The sequence below is a fragment of the Burkholderia sp. FL-7-2-10-S1-D7 genome, from assembly GCF_001524185.1.
Classification (GTDB): Bacteria; Pseudomonadota; Gammaproteobacteria; order Burkholderiales; family Burkholderiaceae; genus Burkholderia; species Burkholderia diffusa.
On sequence record NZ_LOWY01000100.1, the window covers coordinates 444,236 to 461,537 of the forward strand.

Consider the following 17,302-nt stretch of genomic DNA (forward strand, 5'->3'; position numbering starts at 1 on the left):
GAACGCGGCACGATGGCCGTCATCGCGCGGTACTGTACCGCGCGAATGCGTCATTCAGTGTGAAACGGATGGCGTGCGGGCTCGCGGAACGCGAGCCGCGGCAGGAGAACTGCGTCGGACAGGCGTTCAGGCGGCAAGCGGCGCACGCAACGGAGTGCTGCAACTGTCCACGATGGTTCCTGAAGGAAGAATGGGCGGCATTCTAGTGGGCCGCCCGCGCAGGCGTCAACCCGTCCGGCGGCCGGCCGCGAACGGCCGGTGCGTCACGGCGACGGCGACTCCGACGCGCCGATCGTCCCCGTCGCGAGCGCGAGCGCGGCGGCGGCCGACAGCGCACCGGCGTAGCTGTCGACTTCCGCGTTGCGGGCCGCGAGCAGCTGGCTTTGCGCGATCGTCGCATCGGTGACCGAGCCGACGCCGTTGCGGTACGCGGTCAACGCCGCGTCGTAGCTCGTCTGCGCGGCATCGACGAGCGCCTTGGCCGCGTCGTGCGACGCGAGGCTCGTCTGCACCGCGTTCTGCGCGGCGACGACCTGGCGCACGGCTTCCTCCTTGGTCCGCGTGAGGCGTGCGGATGCGCTTTGCGCGTCGTTGCGCGCCTGCATCAGTACGGCCGAGCGCAGGCCGCCGTCGTACAGCGGAATCGTCACGCCGAGGAACACGCCGCCGCCGTAGCGGCTGCCGTTCAGGTTGACGGTCGGCGCCTGGTCGCCGATCGCGGGCAGTGCGGTGATGGCCGTGCCGCCGCTTGCATACGACGTCGAAGCGGACAGGAAGACTTTCGGCATGAATGCGGCTTCGGCGGCCTTGATCTTTGCGCGATTGGCCTTTTCGAGCGCAAACGCGCCCTGCAGGTCGGGGCGGCGCGCGATCGCGTCCGACACGATCGCGTCGACCGACGAACCGAGCGCGGGCGGCAGCGGCCGTTTCGGCAGCGCGGCGATCGTCGGCTTCGACAGCGGCGAGATGCCTAGCGCGGAGACGAGGGCGAGGTAGCTGTCGCTTTCCGCGCCGCTCGCCTGCACGAGCGCGAGGTTCGCCTGCGCACGGTTCTGCGTCGCCTGTGCAAGCTCGACGACCGTCCCGACGCCATGCTTGAGTCGCGCGCGGGACGCCGCGAGGATCGCGTCCGCGTTCGCGAGGCCCTGCTGCGCGCTGGCCGCGCGCGAGCGGGCGGCTTCGTAGCGGTAATACGCGACGGTCACGTCGTGGATCACCTGCTGGTGCACGGCCGTGAACGCGACGTTCGACGCGATCGACACCTGCTCGGCCGCTTCGACGCGCGCCGCGCGGCCGCCGAAATCGAACAGCAGCCATTGCAGCGACAGCGCCGAGATCGTGCCGTGCACGGTCGTGTTGCTCGACGCGTCGCCGAGGAGCGTCGACGTCGAGCCGTGGCTCGTCTGGTACGCGCCCATCGCGGTCGCGGAAAGGTTCGGCAGGTACGCGGCCTTCGCGATGCCGACCGCGAGCGCCGCGTTGCGCGCGTCGTTCCATGCGATGCGCGTCAGCGGGTTCGCCGATTCGGCGAGATCGATCAGCTCGGGCAGCGTGTACGCATGGGCGGCATCGAGCGTGGCAGGCGGCGATACCGACGCGAGCGCGGGCGTGGCCGGCAGCGTGTAGTCGTGCGCGCCTTGCGCGGTCGTGAGCGGCGGTGCCGGCAAGATGGCGCCCGCGGCCGATGTTTGCGGCTGCCACGGGCGGTCGGACGCCTCCGGCGCCAGATCGATCGACGACGTCGCGCAGCCGGCCAGCGCGACGGCGGTCGCGAGGGCGGCGGCGGCGATCGAGGCGGCCGGCGGTTCAGGTAGGCGCATGGGGAACAGGCTCCTTCGGTGTGGCTTGACGGGCGTCGTCGGCAATGTGCGCGAGCCGCGTGTCGATCAGGTTCAGCAGCGCGTCGCGTGCGGGGTCGATGGGCGCGGCAGGGGCTGTGCCCGGCGGTGGGGCCGGCGGCGCGGGGGAGTCCGCATGAGGCGCGGCTTCGCCGTCACGCAGGTCGACCACGCGTGCGAGCCGATCACCGATCGCCGCGTCGCCCGGCGCGCGTTCGGCGAGCAGGAACAGCGGCCCTTCGAGCGCGCCGAGTTCCGCGAGTGCGCGCCGTCGCGCGGCGAGCCACGTGGCGGCCGGCCGCACCCACGACGGCTCGTAATGGGTCAGGCCGAGCTCCTGCGCGATCGCGCCGTGGCGTGCGAACGCTTCGGCGGCCAGTGCGCGCCGCTCGGCCGGCTGCGCGATCTGCGCGAGGCGCCGCCACTGGTCGAGCAGCGCCGCGAGCGCCGTGTCGATCTGCTTGCCGATGCTGACCGGCCAGATGCGCGTGAACACGAGATACACGACCACGTTGCCGAGCAGGATGCCGATCGTGCGATCGCGCGCGAGCGTGAGGTCGAAGCCGGGGCCCGCGCCCTGGATCACGCACAGGAAGAACGCGAATGCGACCTGGAAGCCCGCGTATGCGATGCGCGGCGATCCGAGCGCGACCCACGCGGCGAGCCACGCGCCGGCGAACACGAGCGCCATCAGCTCGCCGATCGACGACAGCGACGGCACGACGAACACGAGCGCGGCCGTCCCGATCAGCGCGCCGACGATGCAGCCGGCGATGCGCAGCGTCAGCTTCTCGACCGTTTCGGCCGTCGAGCCGAGCGACACCATGTAGCAGGTGATGAAGCAGGTGTGGATGCCCGGCCAGTCGAGCTGCGAGTACAGCAGGTAGCAGAACATCGCGGCGACCGTCGTTTTCAGCGCATAGCGGACGTGGTCGGGATTGGTGCGCGCATCGGGCAGGAAGAAGCCGCCGCCGGGGGCGGGCGGCGCAGGCGGTGTGGCGGGCTCGGCAGGCGTGTCGGCGGTGGCCGTATCGGCCGATGCGTCGTTCGTGGCCGGTTCCGCGAAATGGGTGATCGCCGTGTGCAGATCCATTGCGACGACGCGCGCGAGCGGCGGCAGCGTATCGGCTGCCGGCAGCGTGAGCGTCACGTCGATCGGATAGCCGCCGCGTTCGAGGATGGCGGCCATGTCGTCGAGTGTCGTCGCAATCGGCTCGACGAACGCGTCGGGCAGCCTTGCGTCGGGCTCGCGGTCGGCGAGCGCGACCGCGACGAGCAGCGCGGTGCTCGATGCGATGGCCTGCCGCAGCGCGACGACGTCGGCGGCCGCCGACGAGCCTTCGAGCTTCGACAGCTTGAGCCACGTGAGCAACTGCTTGTCGCCTTCGCGCAGGCTCGCGTCGAACGCGGCGCGCGCGTTGTCGCCGTCATCGCCGCGCAGCCGCCGCGCGGCGAGCCGCAGCCGTTTCGCGAGCTGCGCCTGCGCGAGCTTGCGCGGCGACGGTGCGATCAGCAGGTTGACGACGATCGCGACGCCGACCGGGATCGCGACCATCAGCCACGCATAGAGCAGCGCGCGCGTTGCGGCTTCGCCGAACGGCGCCAGGCCGAGCTGGTCGAGCCCGAAGCCGACGATCATCGCGAGGATCGCGCCGACCGGGCGCAGCTTGCTTGCCGACGTCAGGTAGAGCAGGCCGACCGACAGCACGGCCATGCACGCGACGCGGAGGATCGAATAGTCGATGCTGAAGATCGCGACGCCCATCACGAGCCCGATGACGACCGTGACGAGCAGCAGCATCGCGACCGCGAGCACGACGCTCGTCACGCGGTCCGCGCGGTTCAGGAAGAACACGATGTATGCGGAGATCGCGGCCTCCGGCGTGCCGTACCCGCTCGTCACCAGCACGACGAGCGCGCAGATCAGCGCGACGCGCACGGCCATCGCCGTGCGCCCGGGAAACGGCGCGAGCAGTCGCAGGACTTCGCGCAGGCCCGGTGAGTGGACCTCAGCGGCAGGCTGAGCCATGCCGGACCTCGACGATCGCACTGGCGCCGACGCGCACGAGCTTGCCGTCGGGTTCGTCGAGCTTCACGCGCACGGGGAAGCGTTGCGCGACGTGCACCCAGTTCACCGAGTTCTGCACGATCGGCAGCGAGCGCGGCAGGTTGATGCGAGCACTGTCCGCGATGCCCGCGCCGATGCCGACGACCTTGCCCGTCATCGGGCGGCTGCGGTCGATCATCGAATAGACGGTCGCGCAGTCGCCGAGCTCGATGCGGTTCAGCGACGTCTCGCGGAAATTGCCGACGGCGAACCATTCGCTCGCGTCGATCAGCGTGAAGATCGACTGGTTCGGTGCGAGGGTTTCGCCGGCGAGCACGGTCAGGCCCGTCACGAGCCCGTCGTGCGGGGCGCGCACGACCGTGTCGTCGAGCGCGTGCTGCGCGCGGGCCAGCGCGGCCTCGCGCGCATGCAGCGTCGCGATCGCGTCGGCGTCGTCGCCGATCGTCTGCGCGGACGCGCGCTGCTGTTCCTGCGCCTGCGCGAGCGACACGGCCGCGTCGCGCTGGCGGACCTTCGCCTGATCGAACTGCTGCGCGCTGACGTAGCCCTGCGCGGCGAGCGGTGCGAGCCGGTTCACGTCGCGCGTCGCGAGGTCGGCGTTCTGCGTCGCGCGCTTGACCTGCTCGGCGGCGACCGCCGCGTTCGAGCGCTCGCCGATCAGCGACCGGCGGCGCGTGTCGAGCGATGCGCGTGCGAGTTCGAGATCGGCCTGCGCCTGCGCAACCGTCAGCCGGTACGGCACCGGATCGATTTCATACAGCAGGTCGCCTTTCGCGACGCGCTGGTTTTCATGCACCGCGAGCCGCACGATGCGCCCGCCGACAGGCGATGCGACATGCACGACGTCCGCGTCGATCGACGCGTCGTCGGTGGACGGGTAGGCCGTCGTGCGGTGGTACGCGTATGCGAGTGCCGCGATGCCGAGCGCGACGATCGCGAGCGCGATCACGCGGCCTTTGATGGACGTGCGGGCAATTCCGGCGGCCTTCATGCGAACGGCCCCGTGCCGGTGAGCCAGACGATCACGGCGACCACGAGCCCGATCGCGGTGCAGACGGCAAGCTGGTAAGGGACCGTGGCGGCCCAGCCGGTCGCGACGAACACGCGGTGCGCGACGATCGCGCCGACGATGCCGACGATCGCGCTGACGAGCCAGAGCGGGAAATACGCGCCGAACAGCTCGTACGACGGTGCGCCGCGCGATGCGCAGCCCGCGAGCGGCAGGGCGGGCGCCAGGACGGCGGCGACGCGCAAGGGCGCGCGCGGCGTTGTTTTTCTCATGGTGTGGCGAGCTCGACGATGGGGGTGGATGCCGGGCGCGGCGCATTGCGGTTCGCCGCCGCGACGACGTATTCCGCGATACGGAGCCGATAATAAAGCAGCGCGATGCGGTCCGCCAGCCGTCCGGCCCGCATGTGCGACACGCCCCGTGGCCGGCCGTGAAAGGCCGGGCGGCCATATCGGCTCGTCCGCTGTCGCGCTTCGGCAGCGGCGTGCGGATCGTCGCGATTCTCCCAGCGTAAGCGCGTGTAGGGTTGCTAACGGACTGTAAAGGATCGTCAGATGAAAGGGGGCGGGCTGCCATTCTCGTGCTGACGCGGCGGAATCGGCGTGGAAACGGCCGATCGCCGCGCGAAGCCACGCGAGCCTCCACCCGTGGCCGCGACCGGTCGTCGTAGCCGGGATCTGTGTACCATCGTACGTATGGCGCGAAGCGCGGCATGGGGCGTCACGGCCCCGTGTGACGGATTTCGCGGAAGCCGTATCGCAACGAAGGTGAGCGTTCCATGCGAAGTTTCTTTGTCCGGTTCATTGCAATCGGCGTGTTGTTCCATCTGTACGTCGGGATGCGGATCATTCCCGACGCGTTCGCGTCGCCGGCGGCGCGCATGATCGCGGCGCTCGTGCTGGCGAGCTTCGTCGTGCTGATTCCGGTCGGCATGTTCTCGCGCCGCTTCGACGAAGGCTGGGCCGCGACGCTGCTCGGCTGGGCCGGCTCGCTCGTGATGGGCTTCTTTTCGTCGCTGCTCGTGCTGACGTTCCTGCGCGAATTCGTGTTGCTCGGCGTGTTCGCGTGGCGGCATCTCGGGCACGACGGCGCGTGGAGCGGCGCTGCAGCCGACACGGCGCTCGGTGTGCTGGCGGCCGCGGTGCTCGTCACCGCGATCGGGTTCGTCGGCGCGCGCCGCACGGCGGCGGTCAAGCGCGTGTCGATTCCGGTCGATGGGCTGCCGGCCGCGCTCGACGGGCTGACGATCGTGCAACTGTCCGACATCCACGTCGGGCCGACGATCAAACGGCCCTATATCGAGAGGATCGTGCGCGCGGTCAATGCGCTCGAGGCCGACCTCGTCGTCGTGACGGGTGACGTGGTCGACGGCTCGGTCAAGCGCCTGCGCGAGCATACGGCGCCGCTCGGCCGCATGCAGTCGCGGCACGGCAGCTTTCTCGTGACGGGCAACCACGAGTATTACGCGGGTGCGCATGAGTGGATCGACGAATTCCGGCGCATCGGGCTGACGGTGCTGCTGAACGAGCACGTGCTGATCGAGCACGACGGCGCGCGCGCGGTGCTCGCGGGCGTGACCGACTTCACCGCCGGCGGGTTCGATCCCGCGCATCGCAGCGACCCCGAGCAGGCGCTGGCGGGCGCGCCGCCCGACGTCGGCACGAAGATCCTGCTCGCGCACCAGCCGCGCAGCGCGGAAGCGGCGAACCGCGCGGGTTTTACCGTGCAGTTGTCGGGGCATACGCACGGCGGCCAGTTCCTGCCGTGGCCGCCGTTCGTGCGGATGCAGCAGCCGGTGATCGGCGGGCTGAACCGCTTCGGCGATCTGTGGCTCTATACGAGCCGCGGCACCGGATACTGGGGGCCGCCGAACCGCTTCGGCGTGCCGTCCGAGATCGCGCTGATCCGGCTGACGCGCGGCGGTTAGCGAGGCGTCATTCGATGCGGGCGATATCGTCGAAGTCGAAGCGCGGGCTGCGCGGGAACAGGCCGGCCGGATCGCCGTAGCCGAGATTCACGAGGAAATTGCTCTTGATCGCGGTGCCGGCGAAGAATTCGGCATCGACCTTCGCGCCGTCGAAGCCCGACATCGGGCCCGCATCGAGGCCGAGCGCGCGCGCGGCGAGGATCAGGTACGCACCTTGCAGCGACGCGTTGCGGAATGCGGTGGCCTCGATCAGCGCATCGTTGCCGGCGAACCAGCTCCGTGCGTCGGCGTGCGGAAACAGGCGCGGCAAGTGATCGTAGAACGCGAAGTCCATGCCGACGATCACGGTAACGGGCGCGGCCATCGTCTTCGCGCGATTGCCTTCGGACAACGCGGGCTTCAGGCGCGCCTTCGCCTCGGGCGACTTGACGAACACGAAGCGCGCCGGGCTCGAGTTCGCCGACGTCGGGCCGAATTTCGTCAGGTCGATCAGCCGGTGCAGCAGCGCGTCGTCGACGGGTTTGTCCTGCCACGCGTTGTGCGTGCGCGCGGTGCGGAACAGTTGATCGAGGGCGGAATCGGAGAGCGTCGTCATGATGGGATCCGGAAAGAAAGCGGCCGGGGCGCGCCGGCCGGCATGGCGGAAGAAAGCGGCGGCACTCGGCAGGGCGCACCGCGATACGCCGCGATGATAGCGTGATGTGCGAAAGCGCATCGCGGTGCGCGGCGGTTGCCTTTGATCGGCCCTTTCATCGGCGAATGACAGCGCATGGCGGCGCGCGGCGCCGTTGGCTAGTATGCAGACATGCGCTGTTCGCCCCGTTCATCGCCCGTTTCTTTCCGACATGTCGACGCCCGATCTTTTCTCTGACACGCCCGCGCCCGACGTGGACTGGTACCCGGCGTGGCTCGCGCAGCCCGACGCCGACCGCGCGCTGGCCGCGCTGATCGGCGAAGTCGCGTGGCGGCAGGACACGATCCGCACGCCGCGTGGGCGCATTCCGTTGCCGAGGCTCACGGCATGGCAGGGCGAGCCGGATGCCGTCTACGTCTATTCGGGGATCCGCAACGTGCCCGCGCCGTGGACGCCGGCCGTGCTCGACCTGAAGCACGCGGTCGAGGCGACGTGCGGCGCGCGCTTCAACAGCGTGTTGCTCAATCGCTACCGCAACGGGCAGGACAGCCTGGGCTGGCATGCGGACAACGAGCCCGAACTCGGCGACGCGCCGGTGATCGCGTCGGTGAGCCTCGGTGCGATGCGCGTGTTCGATCTCCGCCATCGCGCGACCGGCGTCACGCATGCATATCGCCTCATGCACGGCAGCCTGCTCGTGATGCGCGGGCGTACGCAGGCCGAGTGGCAGCATCGCGTGCCGAAGGCGCCGAGCGTGCAGGGCGAGCGCATCAACCTGACGTTCCGGCGCGTGATGCCGGTCGATACGGGCCGGTAGCCGCCGGCCGTCACAGCGGTGCCCGGGGGGGCGGACCATTCCCGCCCCGTTTTCATGACCCAGGAACGGCCGACACAAGCAATCGGCCGCATGTGCGGCACGTTGCCGCATGAGCGTCGCGTCGTCCGGCCAGAAACGGCACTGAGGCCCGTCCCATATAGGTTTCAGACATACTCGATCGACCGTTGGGTTCCGATAGATGAGTGAAACCTCTGATGGTGCGTCGCAACAATCATTGGCTAGACTGTCGAATGGCTGAAACGCGCCGTTCGTATACTGGCGCAACCCTTTCGACATGCCCCGTGCGTTGCCGATGCAATGCGCAAGGGGGCAGGAGCATAACGCGTGACCGTACTCGACCCTTCCTTCGAACCCTCGCTGCACGTCTTCGAACAAGACGGCGGATGGCAATGGGCGCTGACGGTGAAGCGGGCGACCGGCGTCGGGGTGAAAGTCGTTGCATTCAGTCGGGATGGCTTTCGCGGCGAAGCCGAGGCTTATGCCGCCGGCCGGCTTGCCCGCGCCGAGTATGCCGACACCGTGACGGCCTGACGCCCGTCGCGTCGATTCCGCCCGAGGATCGCCTGCACCGCGTGCCGTCCGCTGCCGGACGGCTTTTTCCCGATCGTTTCCCGTTTCCCGTCTTCCGTCTGCCGCGATCGTAACTCGCGCGATACCGCATGCGGTGCGCCGGCGCGCCTGTCCGCCCGCGCTTGCCGCGCCAAATGGTCCGTACCATTCGACACGTGTGTGCCATACGCCGCGCTTAACGTCCTTGCACGGCGCCCGGCGCGCCGGCGATGCGGCCTGCGCCGCGGTTCGGGCGCCGGACGCCGGGCGACGACCCATCGACAAGAATGCAGGTCATGTGCGACGACAGAACCGACTACAACCGCCATGCGCGTGGCGGATCGCGCACGGCGCGGGCGCCGGAACGGGGATTCACGCTGATCGAGGTGCTGATCGCGCTGGCGATCGTGGCGGTGGCGCTCGGCGCCGTGATGCGCGCGATCGGCGCGCTCGCGTCGGATACCGACATGGCGCGCATGCGCCTGCTCGCGTTATGGAGCGCCGACAACGCGCTCGGCGAGATCCGCATCGCCTCGACCTGGCCGTCCGTCGGCACCAACACGTTTGCCTGCCCGCAGGGGCGCTACCGGTTCGTGTGCCGCCAGTCGGTGGCTGCGCTGCCGAGCCCGCTCGTGCGGCGCGTGACGGTGAGCGTCTATCCGTCCGCATCGAGCCGTAACGTGCTCGCCGAAGTCGTCACGGTGATCCAGAATGAAGCGCGCCGCTAAACCGCGCGCGGCGGCGCGTGCGCGCGGCTTCACGCTGATCGAGATGCTGGTCGCGATCGCGCTGCTCGCCGTGATCGCGCTGCTGTCGTGGCGCGGCCTCGACGCGACGATCCGCGGCCGCGACGATATCGCGTCGAATCTGGCGCAAACGCGTCTGCTCGGCCGCTACTTCTCCCAGTTGCAGTTCGACCTGACGAATCTCGTCACGGCCGACGAGGTGTTCGGGCCGCCGCTGCGCATCCGCCCGAACGAACTGGTGATGGTGCGCCATCTCGGGGTCGGCGGCGGGCCGACGCAGATGCAAGTCGTGCGCTACCAGCTCAACGGGCGCGAGCTCGTGCGCAGCGCGTCGCAGCCGCTCGCGTCGCTGGCCGAGGTCGAGGATGCGCTGCATCGCATGGATGCGTTCGCGCGCGTGGTGGTCAGCAACGATGCGCGGACGATGCAGCTTTCCGTATGGATTTCGCCCGGCGGATGGACGACCAGCCAGGCCGACATCGAACAGTCCTATGCGCAGTTTCTCGCGCAGCACGGCATCAGCAACTTCACGTCGATCGGCGTGCCGGTGCCGCGCGGGGTTCGCTTCTCGGTGACGATGGGCGCGCCGGCGGACGAATACGTGCGGACGATTCCGATCGGCCAGTGACGGCGGCGTGCGCGACGCCGGCTCGGCGGGTGTTCCGTCCCCCGGACAAAATGGTCCGTAACTTTCGTCATACGTCTGTTATTGGCCGTCCGTTAGTCTCGTGACGAGCACGGCTGCCGCGACCGGTTCCATCGAACCGGATCGGCGGCGGCATCGGCAAACGGGAAGGGGGCGAACGTGACGGTCGAGCACCGGCATGAGGCACACGCGGGGGCGTCGGGACTCGACGCGTTTGGAGAACGGCAATCGGCGGCGATCCTGAGCCGCGCACAAAACTGGCACAGCGCCGGGCGATTCGACGACGCCGCGCGCGAATATCTCGCGGTGCTCGAGAAGGAGCCGGACAATCCCCAGGCATTGCACCTGTACGGCATCCTGCAGTTCCAGCGCGGTGCGGCGGACGATGCCGAAGCGTTGCTGCGCCAGTCGATCGCGATCGCACCCGGCACGCGCGTGCTGTCGGATCTCGGCGCGATCGCCGGCGAGCGCGGCCGCGTCGGCGAGGCGCTCGAGCATTTCGCGGCCGCGCTGCGAACGACGCCCGACGACGTGCAGACGCTCGTGCGCCGCGGCAACACGCTGCTCGGGCTGCGCCGCCATGACGACGCGCTGGCGTCGTTCGACCGCGCGCTCGCGGTATCGCCGCTGGTGCTCGATGCGCTGTGCAATCGCGGCAGCGCGCTGCGTGCGCTGCGTCGCTTCGACGAGGCGCTCGATACCTACGATCGCGCGCTGATGGTCGACCCGCGTTCCCTTGAATCGTGGTTCAACCGCGGCCTCGTACTGCGCGAGATGCAGCGGCCGGCCGATGCGCTGCAGTGCTTCGAGCGCGCCAACGCGATCCGGCCCGGCATGGCCGCGATCATGGCCGAGCGCGGCCGCACGCTGATCGATCTCGATCGGCCGGGCGAGGCGCTCGACGCATTCAACGAAGCGATCGCGGCCGATCCCGGGCGGATCGACGTGCTGTACAACAGCGCGGTCGCGCTCGAGCGGCTCGGCCGCGCGGACGAAGCGCTCGCACGCTGCGAGCGCGTGCTGAGTCTCGATCCGGACCATGTCCGCGCCCATGCGAGCCGCGGCAACGCATTGCTGCAGCTCAAGCGCCACGACGATGCGCTGGCTGCCTATGCGCGTGCGCTGGCGCTCGATCCGCACTCGGCGGAGACCTTGTGCAATCGCGGCACCGCGTTGCGTTACCTGAAGCGTTACGACGAAGCGCTGGCAAGCTACGACGCCGCGCTTGCGCGCGACGCGCGGTTCGCCGAAGCGTGGACCAACCGCAGCAGCGTGCTGCAGGACCTGCATCGCTACGACGAAGCGATGGCGTCGCTCGACCGTGCGCTCGCGCTGCGCCCCGATCACGCGACGAACTGGCTCAACCGCGGCAACCTCCATTTCGAAACGGCGCGCACGGACGATGCGCTTGCCGCGTACGACCGCGCGATCGCGCTGCAACCCGACTACGCCGAAGCGCATTTCGCGCGCGCGTCGCTGTATCTGATCGACGGCGATTTCGCGCGCGGCTGGCCCGAGTACGAATGGCGGCTGCGCGATGCACAGCTGGCGCGGCACTACCGGCCGTTCGTGCAGCCGGCGTGGCAGGGCGACACGCCGCTCGACGGCCTGACGGTGCTGATTCATGCGGAGCAGGGGTTCGGCGACACGCTGCAGTTCTGCCGCTATGTGCCCCTGGTGGCGGAACGTGGCGCGCGGGTCGTGTTCGAGGTGCAGCCGCAGTTGCGCGCGCTGATGGCGTCGCTGCCTGGCACGGCCCATGTGATCGCGCGCGGCGACCCGTTGCCGGCGTTCGACTGCCAGACGCCGTTGTTGAGCCTGCCGCATGCGTTTCGCACGGAAGAAGCGACGATTCCGCAACCGGGTGCCTATCTGCATGCCGACCCGCAGCGCACGTGCCAGTGGGACGCGCTGCTCGGCGCGCGTCGGCGGCCACGGATCGGGATCGCCTGGGCAGGCAACCCGGAGCACCGGAACGATCACAACCGGTCGATCGATTTCTCGCGGCTCGCGCCGCTGTTCGATCTCGACGTCGACTGGATCAGCCTGCAAAAGCCCGTGCGCGAACGCGACGCGGCGCTGCTCGCGGCGGCGCCGGTGCTTCGCGTCGACGACGAACTCGGCGACTTCGCGGACACGGCCGCGCTGATCGGCGCGCTGGATCTCGTGATCGCAGTCGATTCCGCCGTCGCGCATCTGGCGGGTGCGCTGGGCCACGCGGTCTGGGTGCTGCTGCCCGATCCGGCGGAGTGGCGCTGGATGCGTACGCGCGGCGACAGCCCGTGGTATCCGTCCGCGCGGCTGTTCCGGCAGGCGGCGCCGGGTGACTGGACGGGCGCGATCGAGGCGGTGCGTGCCGCGATCGAGCCGATGACACGTTAGACACGACACGCGATACCAACAGCGACAAGTGGGGGCCACACGATGACACCGAACGGGGAAGGGACGACACTCGCGAGCGCGCCGGTCGCGCCGGATCGCCGTCCGCCCGATACCGCGCAACTCGAACGGCTGCTCGTGCGCGCGCGCAAGGCGCACCACGAGGGCGCGCTGCAGCATGCGGAACACGCTTATACCGAATTGCTGACGCTCGATCCCGAGCATCCGGAGGCGCTGCACCTGCTCGGCGCGGTGCGCTTCCAGCAAGGGCGGCTCGGCGATGCCGAGCCGCTGATGCGGCGCTCGATCGAGCACCGGCCGGTGCCGCTCGCGCTCGCGAATTACGCGGCGGTGCTGACCGGGCTCGGGCGCGAGCACGACGCGCTCGCGCGTCTCGACGAAGCACTTGCGATCAACCCCGTTCATCAGCGCGTGCTGTTTCAGCGCGCGGGCCTGCTCGGGCAACTCGCCCGGTACGACGACGCATGCGCGGTCTACGATCGGCTGCTCGAGCTGACGCCCGGTTTTGCCGACGGCTATGTGAAGCGCAGCGACATGCTGCGCGCGCTCGGCCGTCATGACGAAGCGCTTTCCGATTGCGATCGATCGATCGCGCTGGCCGGGCGTTCGTTCGATGCGATGCGCGGGCGCGGCCTCGCGCTGCGCGAACTCGGCCGCTTCCGCGAAGCGGTCGACAGCTATGGCCACGCGCTCGCGCAGACGCCCGGCAGCGCCGAAGTGCTGTTCCTGCGCGGTGTCGCGTATCTCGATCTGCACGACCCCGAGCGTGCGCTCGCGGATTTCAATGCGGCGATCGCGGCGAGCCCGACTTTCATCGATGCGATCTTCAACAGCTCGATCGCGCTCGAGCAGCTCGGCCGGCACGACGAAGCGCTCGTGCGCTGCGACCGCGTGCTCGCGATCGATCCGCGCCATGCGCGCGCACTGGCGAACCGCGGCAACGCGGCCAGCCACCTGGAACGCTATCGCGACGCGGCCGACAGCTATGCGCGTGCACTCGACGCGGAGCCGCGCAGCACCGGTGTGCTGTGCAACTACGCGAGCGCGCTGATGCGCATCGAACGTCACGACGATGCGCGCGACATGTGCGACCGTGCGCTCGCGCTCGATGCGGGCTACGTGCCTGCGTGGTTCACGCGCGGCCGGGTGCAGCTCGAGACGCATCGCTACGAGGCCGCGCTCGACGATTTCGCGCGGGTGATCGACGCGACACCGCGCGACAAGCTCGCGCATTTTCATAAAGCCAACGCCCTGCGTGCGCTGCGGCGGCACGACGCCGCGCGGCAGGCTTATGCGGACGCGATCGAGATCGATCCCGATTACGTGCTCGCGCACTGCATGCGCGCGTTCCTGTGCCTGTCGATCGGCGATTTCGAAGCGGGGTGGGCCGAGTATGAATGGCGTTGGCGCGATACGCAGCTCGATGCAAGCCGGCGCACGTTCGCGCAGCCGCGCTGGACACACGGGATGCCGCTCGACGGCAAGACGATCCTGCTGTACCCGGAACAGGGGCTCGGCGACACGCTGCAGTTCTGCCGCTATGTCCCCCTCGTGAAAGCGCTCGGCGCACGCGTCGTGCTCGAAGCGCCGGTCGAACTGAAGGCGCTGTTCGCGACGCTCGACGGCGTCGATACGCTCGTCGCGCGCGGCGAGCCGCTGCCGCCGTTCGACCTGCATTGCCCGCTGCTGAGCCTGCCGCTCGAATTCCGCACGGACCTGGCGTCGATTCCCGCCGGCGTGCCGTATCTCGCTGCCGACCCCGTGCGTGTCGCGCAGTGGCGCGAACGGCTCGGCACGGCCACGCGGCCGCGCATCGGCGTCGTTTGGTCCGGCAACCCGCTGCACCTGAACGACCGCAACCGCTCGATGACGCTCGCGGATCTGCTGCCGCTGTTCGACGACCGTTACGAGTGGATCAGCCTTCAGAAAGTGGTTCGCGACGAGGATCGCCCGGTACTCGACGCGAGCGCGGTGCGCTTCGTCGGCGACGATCTTGCGGACTTCGCCGATACGGCGGCGCTGACTGCGCTGATGGACGGCATCGTCAGCGTCGATACATCCGTCGCGCACCTCGCCGGCGCGCTTGGCCGCCCGCTTGCGCTGATGATTCCGCATACGCCCGATTTCCGCTGGTTGATCGATCGGGACGACAGCCCGTGGTATCCGTCCGCGTGCCTGTTCCGCCAGCCGGAGGGCGGGCAGTGGGCACCTGTCGTCGAGCGGATCGCGGCCGAGTTGCCGACGCTCGTCGGCGCAGGCGCGCGATGAGTGCGCGCCGCGAGGCCGCGTCGATGGCGAGCGCCATACCGGGCGCCGCGGCCATGCCGCTGCATGCGGTGCTCGCCGATGCGTTGCGCCAGGCGCGCGCGCGTCTCGAACAGCGCGACTTCGCGGGGGCCGGGCGACTCTACGAAGGCGTGCTGACGATGGCGCCCGATCATGTCGAGGCGCTGCACCTGCTGGGCCTCGTGCACCTGGAGCTCGGCGATCCCGCGCGGGCCGAGCCGCTGATCGCGCGGTCGATGAAGTTCGGATTGAGCCAGCCGTGGAATCTGGCGAACCACGCGGCGGCGCTGACCGGTGTCGGCCGTCATCGCGACGCGCTCGCGCTCGCCGATCGCGCACTCGCGGCCGATCCGGACCATGCGCCGTCGCATGCGGCGCGCGGCGATGCGCTGCTCGCGCTCGGGCAATACGACGCGGCATTGGCGGCCTACGATCGGGCGCTCGTGCGGGAACCGGCTCATGTCGCGGCGTGGCGCAAGCGTGGCGAGACGTTGCGCCGGCTCGAGCGGCCCGCCGATGCGCTGATCAGCGTCGAGCGCGCGTTGCGGCTCGACCCGGGCGATGCGGCCGCGAACATCGAACGCGGGCATGCGTTGCGTGCACTCGGCCATCGCGAGCAGGCGTTGCACAGCTATCAGCTCGCGATGGTCGTGCGTGGCAAGACGCCCGAGCTCGTCTACGCGTGCGGCGTCGTGATGACCGAACTCGGCCGCCCGGCCGACGCGCTCGCGTGTCTCGACGAAGGCCTCGCACGACACCCGAAAGACGAGCAGTTGCTGTACGCGAGTTGCGTCGCGCTGGATCTGCTGCACGCGCGCGACGAATTGCTGAAGCGCTGCGACCGGCTCCTTGCGCTGAATCGCGGTAACGTCGCGGCGTGGGTGGGGCGCGGCAATGCGCTGCTCGGGCTCGAACGTCACGCGGACGCTGCGGAGGCCTACGCGCAAGCGCTGGCGCGCAATCCCGACGATATCGACGCGCGCCGCAACCGCGCGGCTGCGCTGCGTGCGCTCGGCCGGTTCGACGACGCGCTCGCCGATTACGACGCGGCGCTGGCGCTGACGGGCCCGCATGCGGAGCTGCATTACAACCGCGCGCTCGCGTTGCAGCAGCTCGGCCGCTACGACGAGGCGCTCGCGAGCCATGCGGCAGCGGCGGCCGCACCGGAGGAATCCGTGCAGGCATTGTTCACGCGTGCGCTCGCGCGCCAGCATCTCGGCGACGACGATGCGGCGCTGGCGGATTATGTCGATGCATGCCGGCGCGAGCCGAACCACGGCGCCGCGCGCCGTTCGGAGGCGTTCTGCCGGCTGCTGACGGGCGATTTCGACGCGGGCTGGCGGCTGCACGAGGCGCGCTGGGATGCGGCCGACGTGATGCTGCACCGGCGTCATGCGGACCGGCCGCTGTGGACCGGTGACGAGCCGCTCGCCGGCCGCACGCTGCTGCTGCATGCGGAGCAGGGATACGGTGACACGCTGCAGTTCTGCCGTTACGCGAACCTCGCGCACGACGCCGGCGCGACCGTGATCGTCGAGGCGCCGGCCGCGCTGGGCGAATTGCTCGGCACGCTGCGCGGCGTGAGCCGGGTCGTCACCGAAGGGCAGCCCATGCCGGCGTTCGACCTGCAGTGTCCGCTGATGAGCCTGCCGTATGCATTCCGCACGACGCTCGAAACGGTGCCGGCCGACGTACCGTACCTGCGTGCCGATGCGCGACGGCGCGACGCGTGGGCACAACGTCTCGACGCGATGTCGCCGCCCGGCCGGTTGCGAATCGGGCTCGTATGGTCGGGCAACGCGCGCCACGCGAACGACGAAAACCGTTCGATACCGTTTGCCGCGCTCCTACCGCTTGTTGCAGCGCACGACGCGACGTTCGTGAGCCTGCAGCCGCAGGTGCGGGCGCGCGATGCCGACGCGTTCGCCACGAGCGGCGTGCTGTCGTTCGCGGATGCGCTGCACGACTTCTCCGAAACGGCTGCGCTGGTCGACACGCTGGATCTCGTGATCAGCGTCGACACGTCGGTTGCGCACCTCGCTGGCGCGCTCGGGCGGCCCGTCTGGCTGCTGCTGCCGCGCGTACCGGATTGGCGCTGGTTGCTCGAGCGCGACGACTGTCCGTGGTATCCGTCCGCGCGGCTGTTCCGGCAAGCGCGGCCCGGCGACTGGCCGGCCGTGACCGGCCGGGTGGCCGACGCGCTCGGCACGGTGCGCCGCACGCCATCTGTGGCAGCGTGACCGGCCTTCCATGACAAAAGCTACGGACCTTTTCACGGCGGCCGGAATGGTCCGTAACAGTCGCCATGTCATTGCCATTCGCGCTTCGTATGGTCTTCGGATTCCAGCGGCCTGCTTCAGG

Annotated in this window: 13 protein-coding genes; 8 read left to right on the forward strand and 5 right to left on the reverse strand. The window is 69.7% G+C overall.

Going from position 1 to position 17,302, the window contains the following annotated elements:
- Positions 1–263 precede the first annotated feature (263 nt).
- Genes WS75_RS30150 through WS75_RS30165 form a run of 4 tightly spaced genes read right to left on the reverse strand, consistent with a single transcriptional unit; the run spans position 264 to position 5,187 of the window.
- Positions 264–1,820 carry a TolC family protein gene (locus WS75_RS30150; protein ID WP_059686178.1) on the reverse strand — a complete coding sequence of 519 codons (1,557 nt, stop codon included), beginning with the start codon at positions 1,818–1,820 and terminating at the stop codon, positions 264–266.
- Positions 1,807–3,867 carry an FUSC family protein gene (locus WS75_RS30155; RefSeq protein WP_059686180.1) on the reverse strand — a complete coding sequence of 687 codons (2,061 nt, stop codon included), beginning with the start codon at positions 3,865–3,867 and terminating at the stop codon, positions 1,807–1,809. The genes WS75_RS30150 and WS75_RS30155 overlap by 14 nt, the downstream gene beginning before the upstream one ends.
- On the reverse strand, positions 3,848–4,897 hold the full coding sequence (mdtN, locus tag WS75_RS30160; RefSeq protein WP_059686182.1) for a multidrug transporter subunit MdtN: 1,050 nt from the start codon (positions 4,895–4,897) through the stop codon (positions 3,848–3,850). The genes WS75_RS30155 and mdtN overlap by 20 nt, the downstream gene beginning before the upstream one ends.
- Positions 4,894–5,187 (reverse strand): hypothetical protein, encoded by a 294-nt coding sequence (locus WS75_RS30165; protein ID WP_059686184.1) that lies wholly within the window; start codon positions 5,185–5,187, stop codon positions 4,894–4,896. The genes mdtN and WS75_RS30165 overlap by 4 nt, the downstream gene beginning before the upstream one ends.
- Before the next feature lie 506 nt (positions 5,188–5,693).
- Here WS75_RS30165 and WS75_RS30170 point away from each other — a divergent pair.
- Positions 5,694–6,842: a metallophosphoesterase gene (locus tag WS75_RS30170; RefSeq protein WP_059686186.1), complete on the forward strand. Its 1,149-nt coding sequence runs from the start codon at positions 5,694–5,696 to the stop codon at positions 6,840–6,842.
- Between the two features lie 7 nt (positions 6,843–6,849).
- Here the strand turns inward: WS75_RS30170 and WS75_RS30175 are convergent, their stop codons facing one another.
- The gene (locus WS75_RS30175) at positions 6,850–7,437 is read right to left on the reverse strand and encodes a malonic semialdehyde reductase (RefSeq protein WP_059686188.1); all 588 of its coding nucleotides are present in this window, start codon (positions 7,435–7,437) and stop codon (positions 6,850–6,852) included.
- Positions 7,438–7,687: 250 nt separating this feature from the next.
- Between WS75_RS30175 and WS75_RS30180 the strand changes: the two genes are divergently transcribed.
- From WS75_RS30180 to WS75_RS30210, 7 genes are all read left to right on the forward strand, one after another.
- A complete protein-coding gene (locus WS75_RS30180) occupies positions 7,688–8,293 on the forward strand; it encodes an alpha-ketoglutarate-dependent dioxygenase AlkB family protein (protein ID WP_059686190.1) in 606 nt (201 codons plus the stop codon).
- A 345-nt stretch (positions 8,294–8,638) separates the two neighbouring features.
- A complete protein-coding gene (locus tag WS75_RS30185; protein ID WP_059686192.1) occupies positions 8,639–8,845 on the forward strand; it encodes a hypothetical protein in 207 nt (68 codons plus the stop codon).
- Positions 8,846–9,159: 314 nt separating this feature from the next.
- Entirely contained in the window at positions 9,160–9,591 is a 432-nt protein-coding gene (gene gspI / locus WS75_RS30190; protein WP_043179123.1) for a type II secretion system minor pseudopilin GspI, read from the forward strand.
- Positions 9,575–10,237, forward strand: a complete 663-nt coding sequence (locus tag WS75_RS30195; RefSeq protein WP_059686193.1) for a PulJ/GspJ family protein — start codon at positions 9,575–9,577, stop codon at positions 10,235–10,237. Before gspI ends, WS75_RS30195 begins: the two co-directional genes overlap by 17 nt.
- A 177-nt stretch (positions 10,238–10,414) precedes the next feature.
- A complete protein-coding gene (locus tag WS75_RS30200) occupies positions 10,415–12,637 on the forward strand; it encodes a tetratricopeptide repeat protein (RefSeq protein ID WP_059686196.1) in 2,223 nt (740 codons plus the stop codon).
- 42 nt (positions 12,638–12,679) lie between these two features.
- A complete protein-coding gene (locus WS75_RS30205) occupies positions 12,680–14,923 on the forward strand; it encodes a tetratricopeptide repeat protein (RefSeq protein WP_059686197.1) in 2,244 nt (747 codons plus the stop codon).
- Positions 14,920–17,181: a tetratricopeptide repeat protein gene (locus WS75_RS30210; protein ID WP_082729792.1), complete on the forward strand. Its 2,262-nt coding sequence runs from the start codon at positions 14,920–14,922 to the stop codon at positions 17,179–17,181. The genes WS75_RS30205 and WS75_RS30210 overlap by 4 nt, the downstream gene beginning before the upstream one ends.
- Positions 17,182–17,302: the final 121 nt, after the last annotated feature.

Bases quoted from the DNA above. Each gene is read 5' to 3' on its own strand.
- WS75_RS30175 (WP_059686188.1), bottom strand. From the start codon at position 7,437: ATGACGACGCTCTCCGATTCCGCCCTCGATCAACTGTTCCGCACCGCG.
- mdtN (WP_059686182.1), bottom strand. From the start codon at position 4,897: ATGAAGGCCGCCGGAATTGCCCGCACGTCCATCAAAGGCCGCGTGATC.
- WS75_RS30180 (WP_059686190.1), top strand. From the start codon at position 7,688: ATGTCGACGCCCGATCTTTTCTCTGACACGCCCGCGCCCGACGTGGAC.
- WS75_RS30195 (WP_059686193.1), top strand. From the start codon at position 9,575: ATGAAGCGCGCCGCTAAACCGCGCGCGGCGGCGCGTGCGCGCGGCTTC.
- WS75_RS30170 (WP_059686186.1), top strand. From the start codon at position 5,694: ATGCGAAGTTTCTTTGTCCGGTTCATTGCAATCGGCGTGTTGTTCCAT.
- WS75_RS30205 (WP_059686197.1), top strand. From the start codon at position 12,680: ATGACACCGAACGGGGAAGGGACGACACTCGCGAGCGCGCCGGTCGCG.
- WS75_RS30155 (WP_059686180.1), bottom strand. From the start codon at position 3,867: ATGGCTCAGCCTGCCGCTGAGGTCCACTCACCGGGCCTGCGCGAAGTC.
- gspI (WP_043179123.1), top strand. From the start codon at position 9,160: ATGTGCGACGACAGAACCGACTACAACCGCCATGCGCGTGGCGGATCG.
- WS75_RS30150 (WP_059686178.1), bottom strand. From the start codon at position 1,820: ATGCGCCTACCTGAACCGCCGGCCGCCTCGATCGCCGCCGCCGCCCTC.
- WS75_RS30165 (WP_059686184.1), bottom strand. From the start codon at position 5,187: ATGAGAAAAACAACGCCGCGCGCGCCCTTGCGCGTCGCCGCCGTCCTG.
- WS75_RS30210 (WP_082729792.1), top strand. From the start codon at position 14,920: ATGAGTGCGCGCCGCGAGGCCGCGTCGATGGCGAGCGCCATACCGGGC.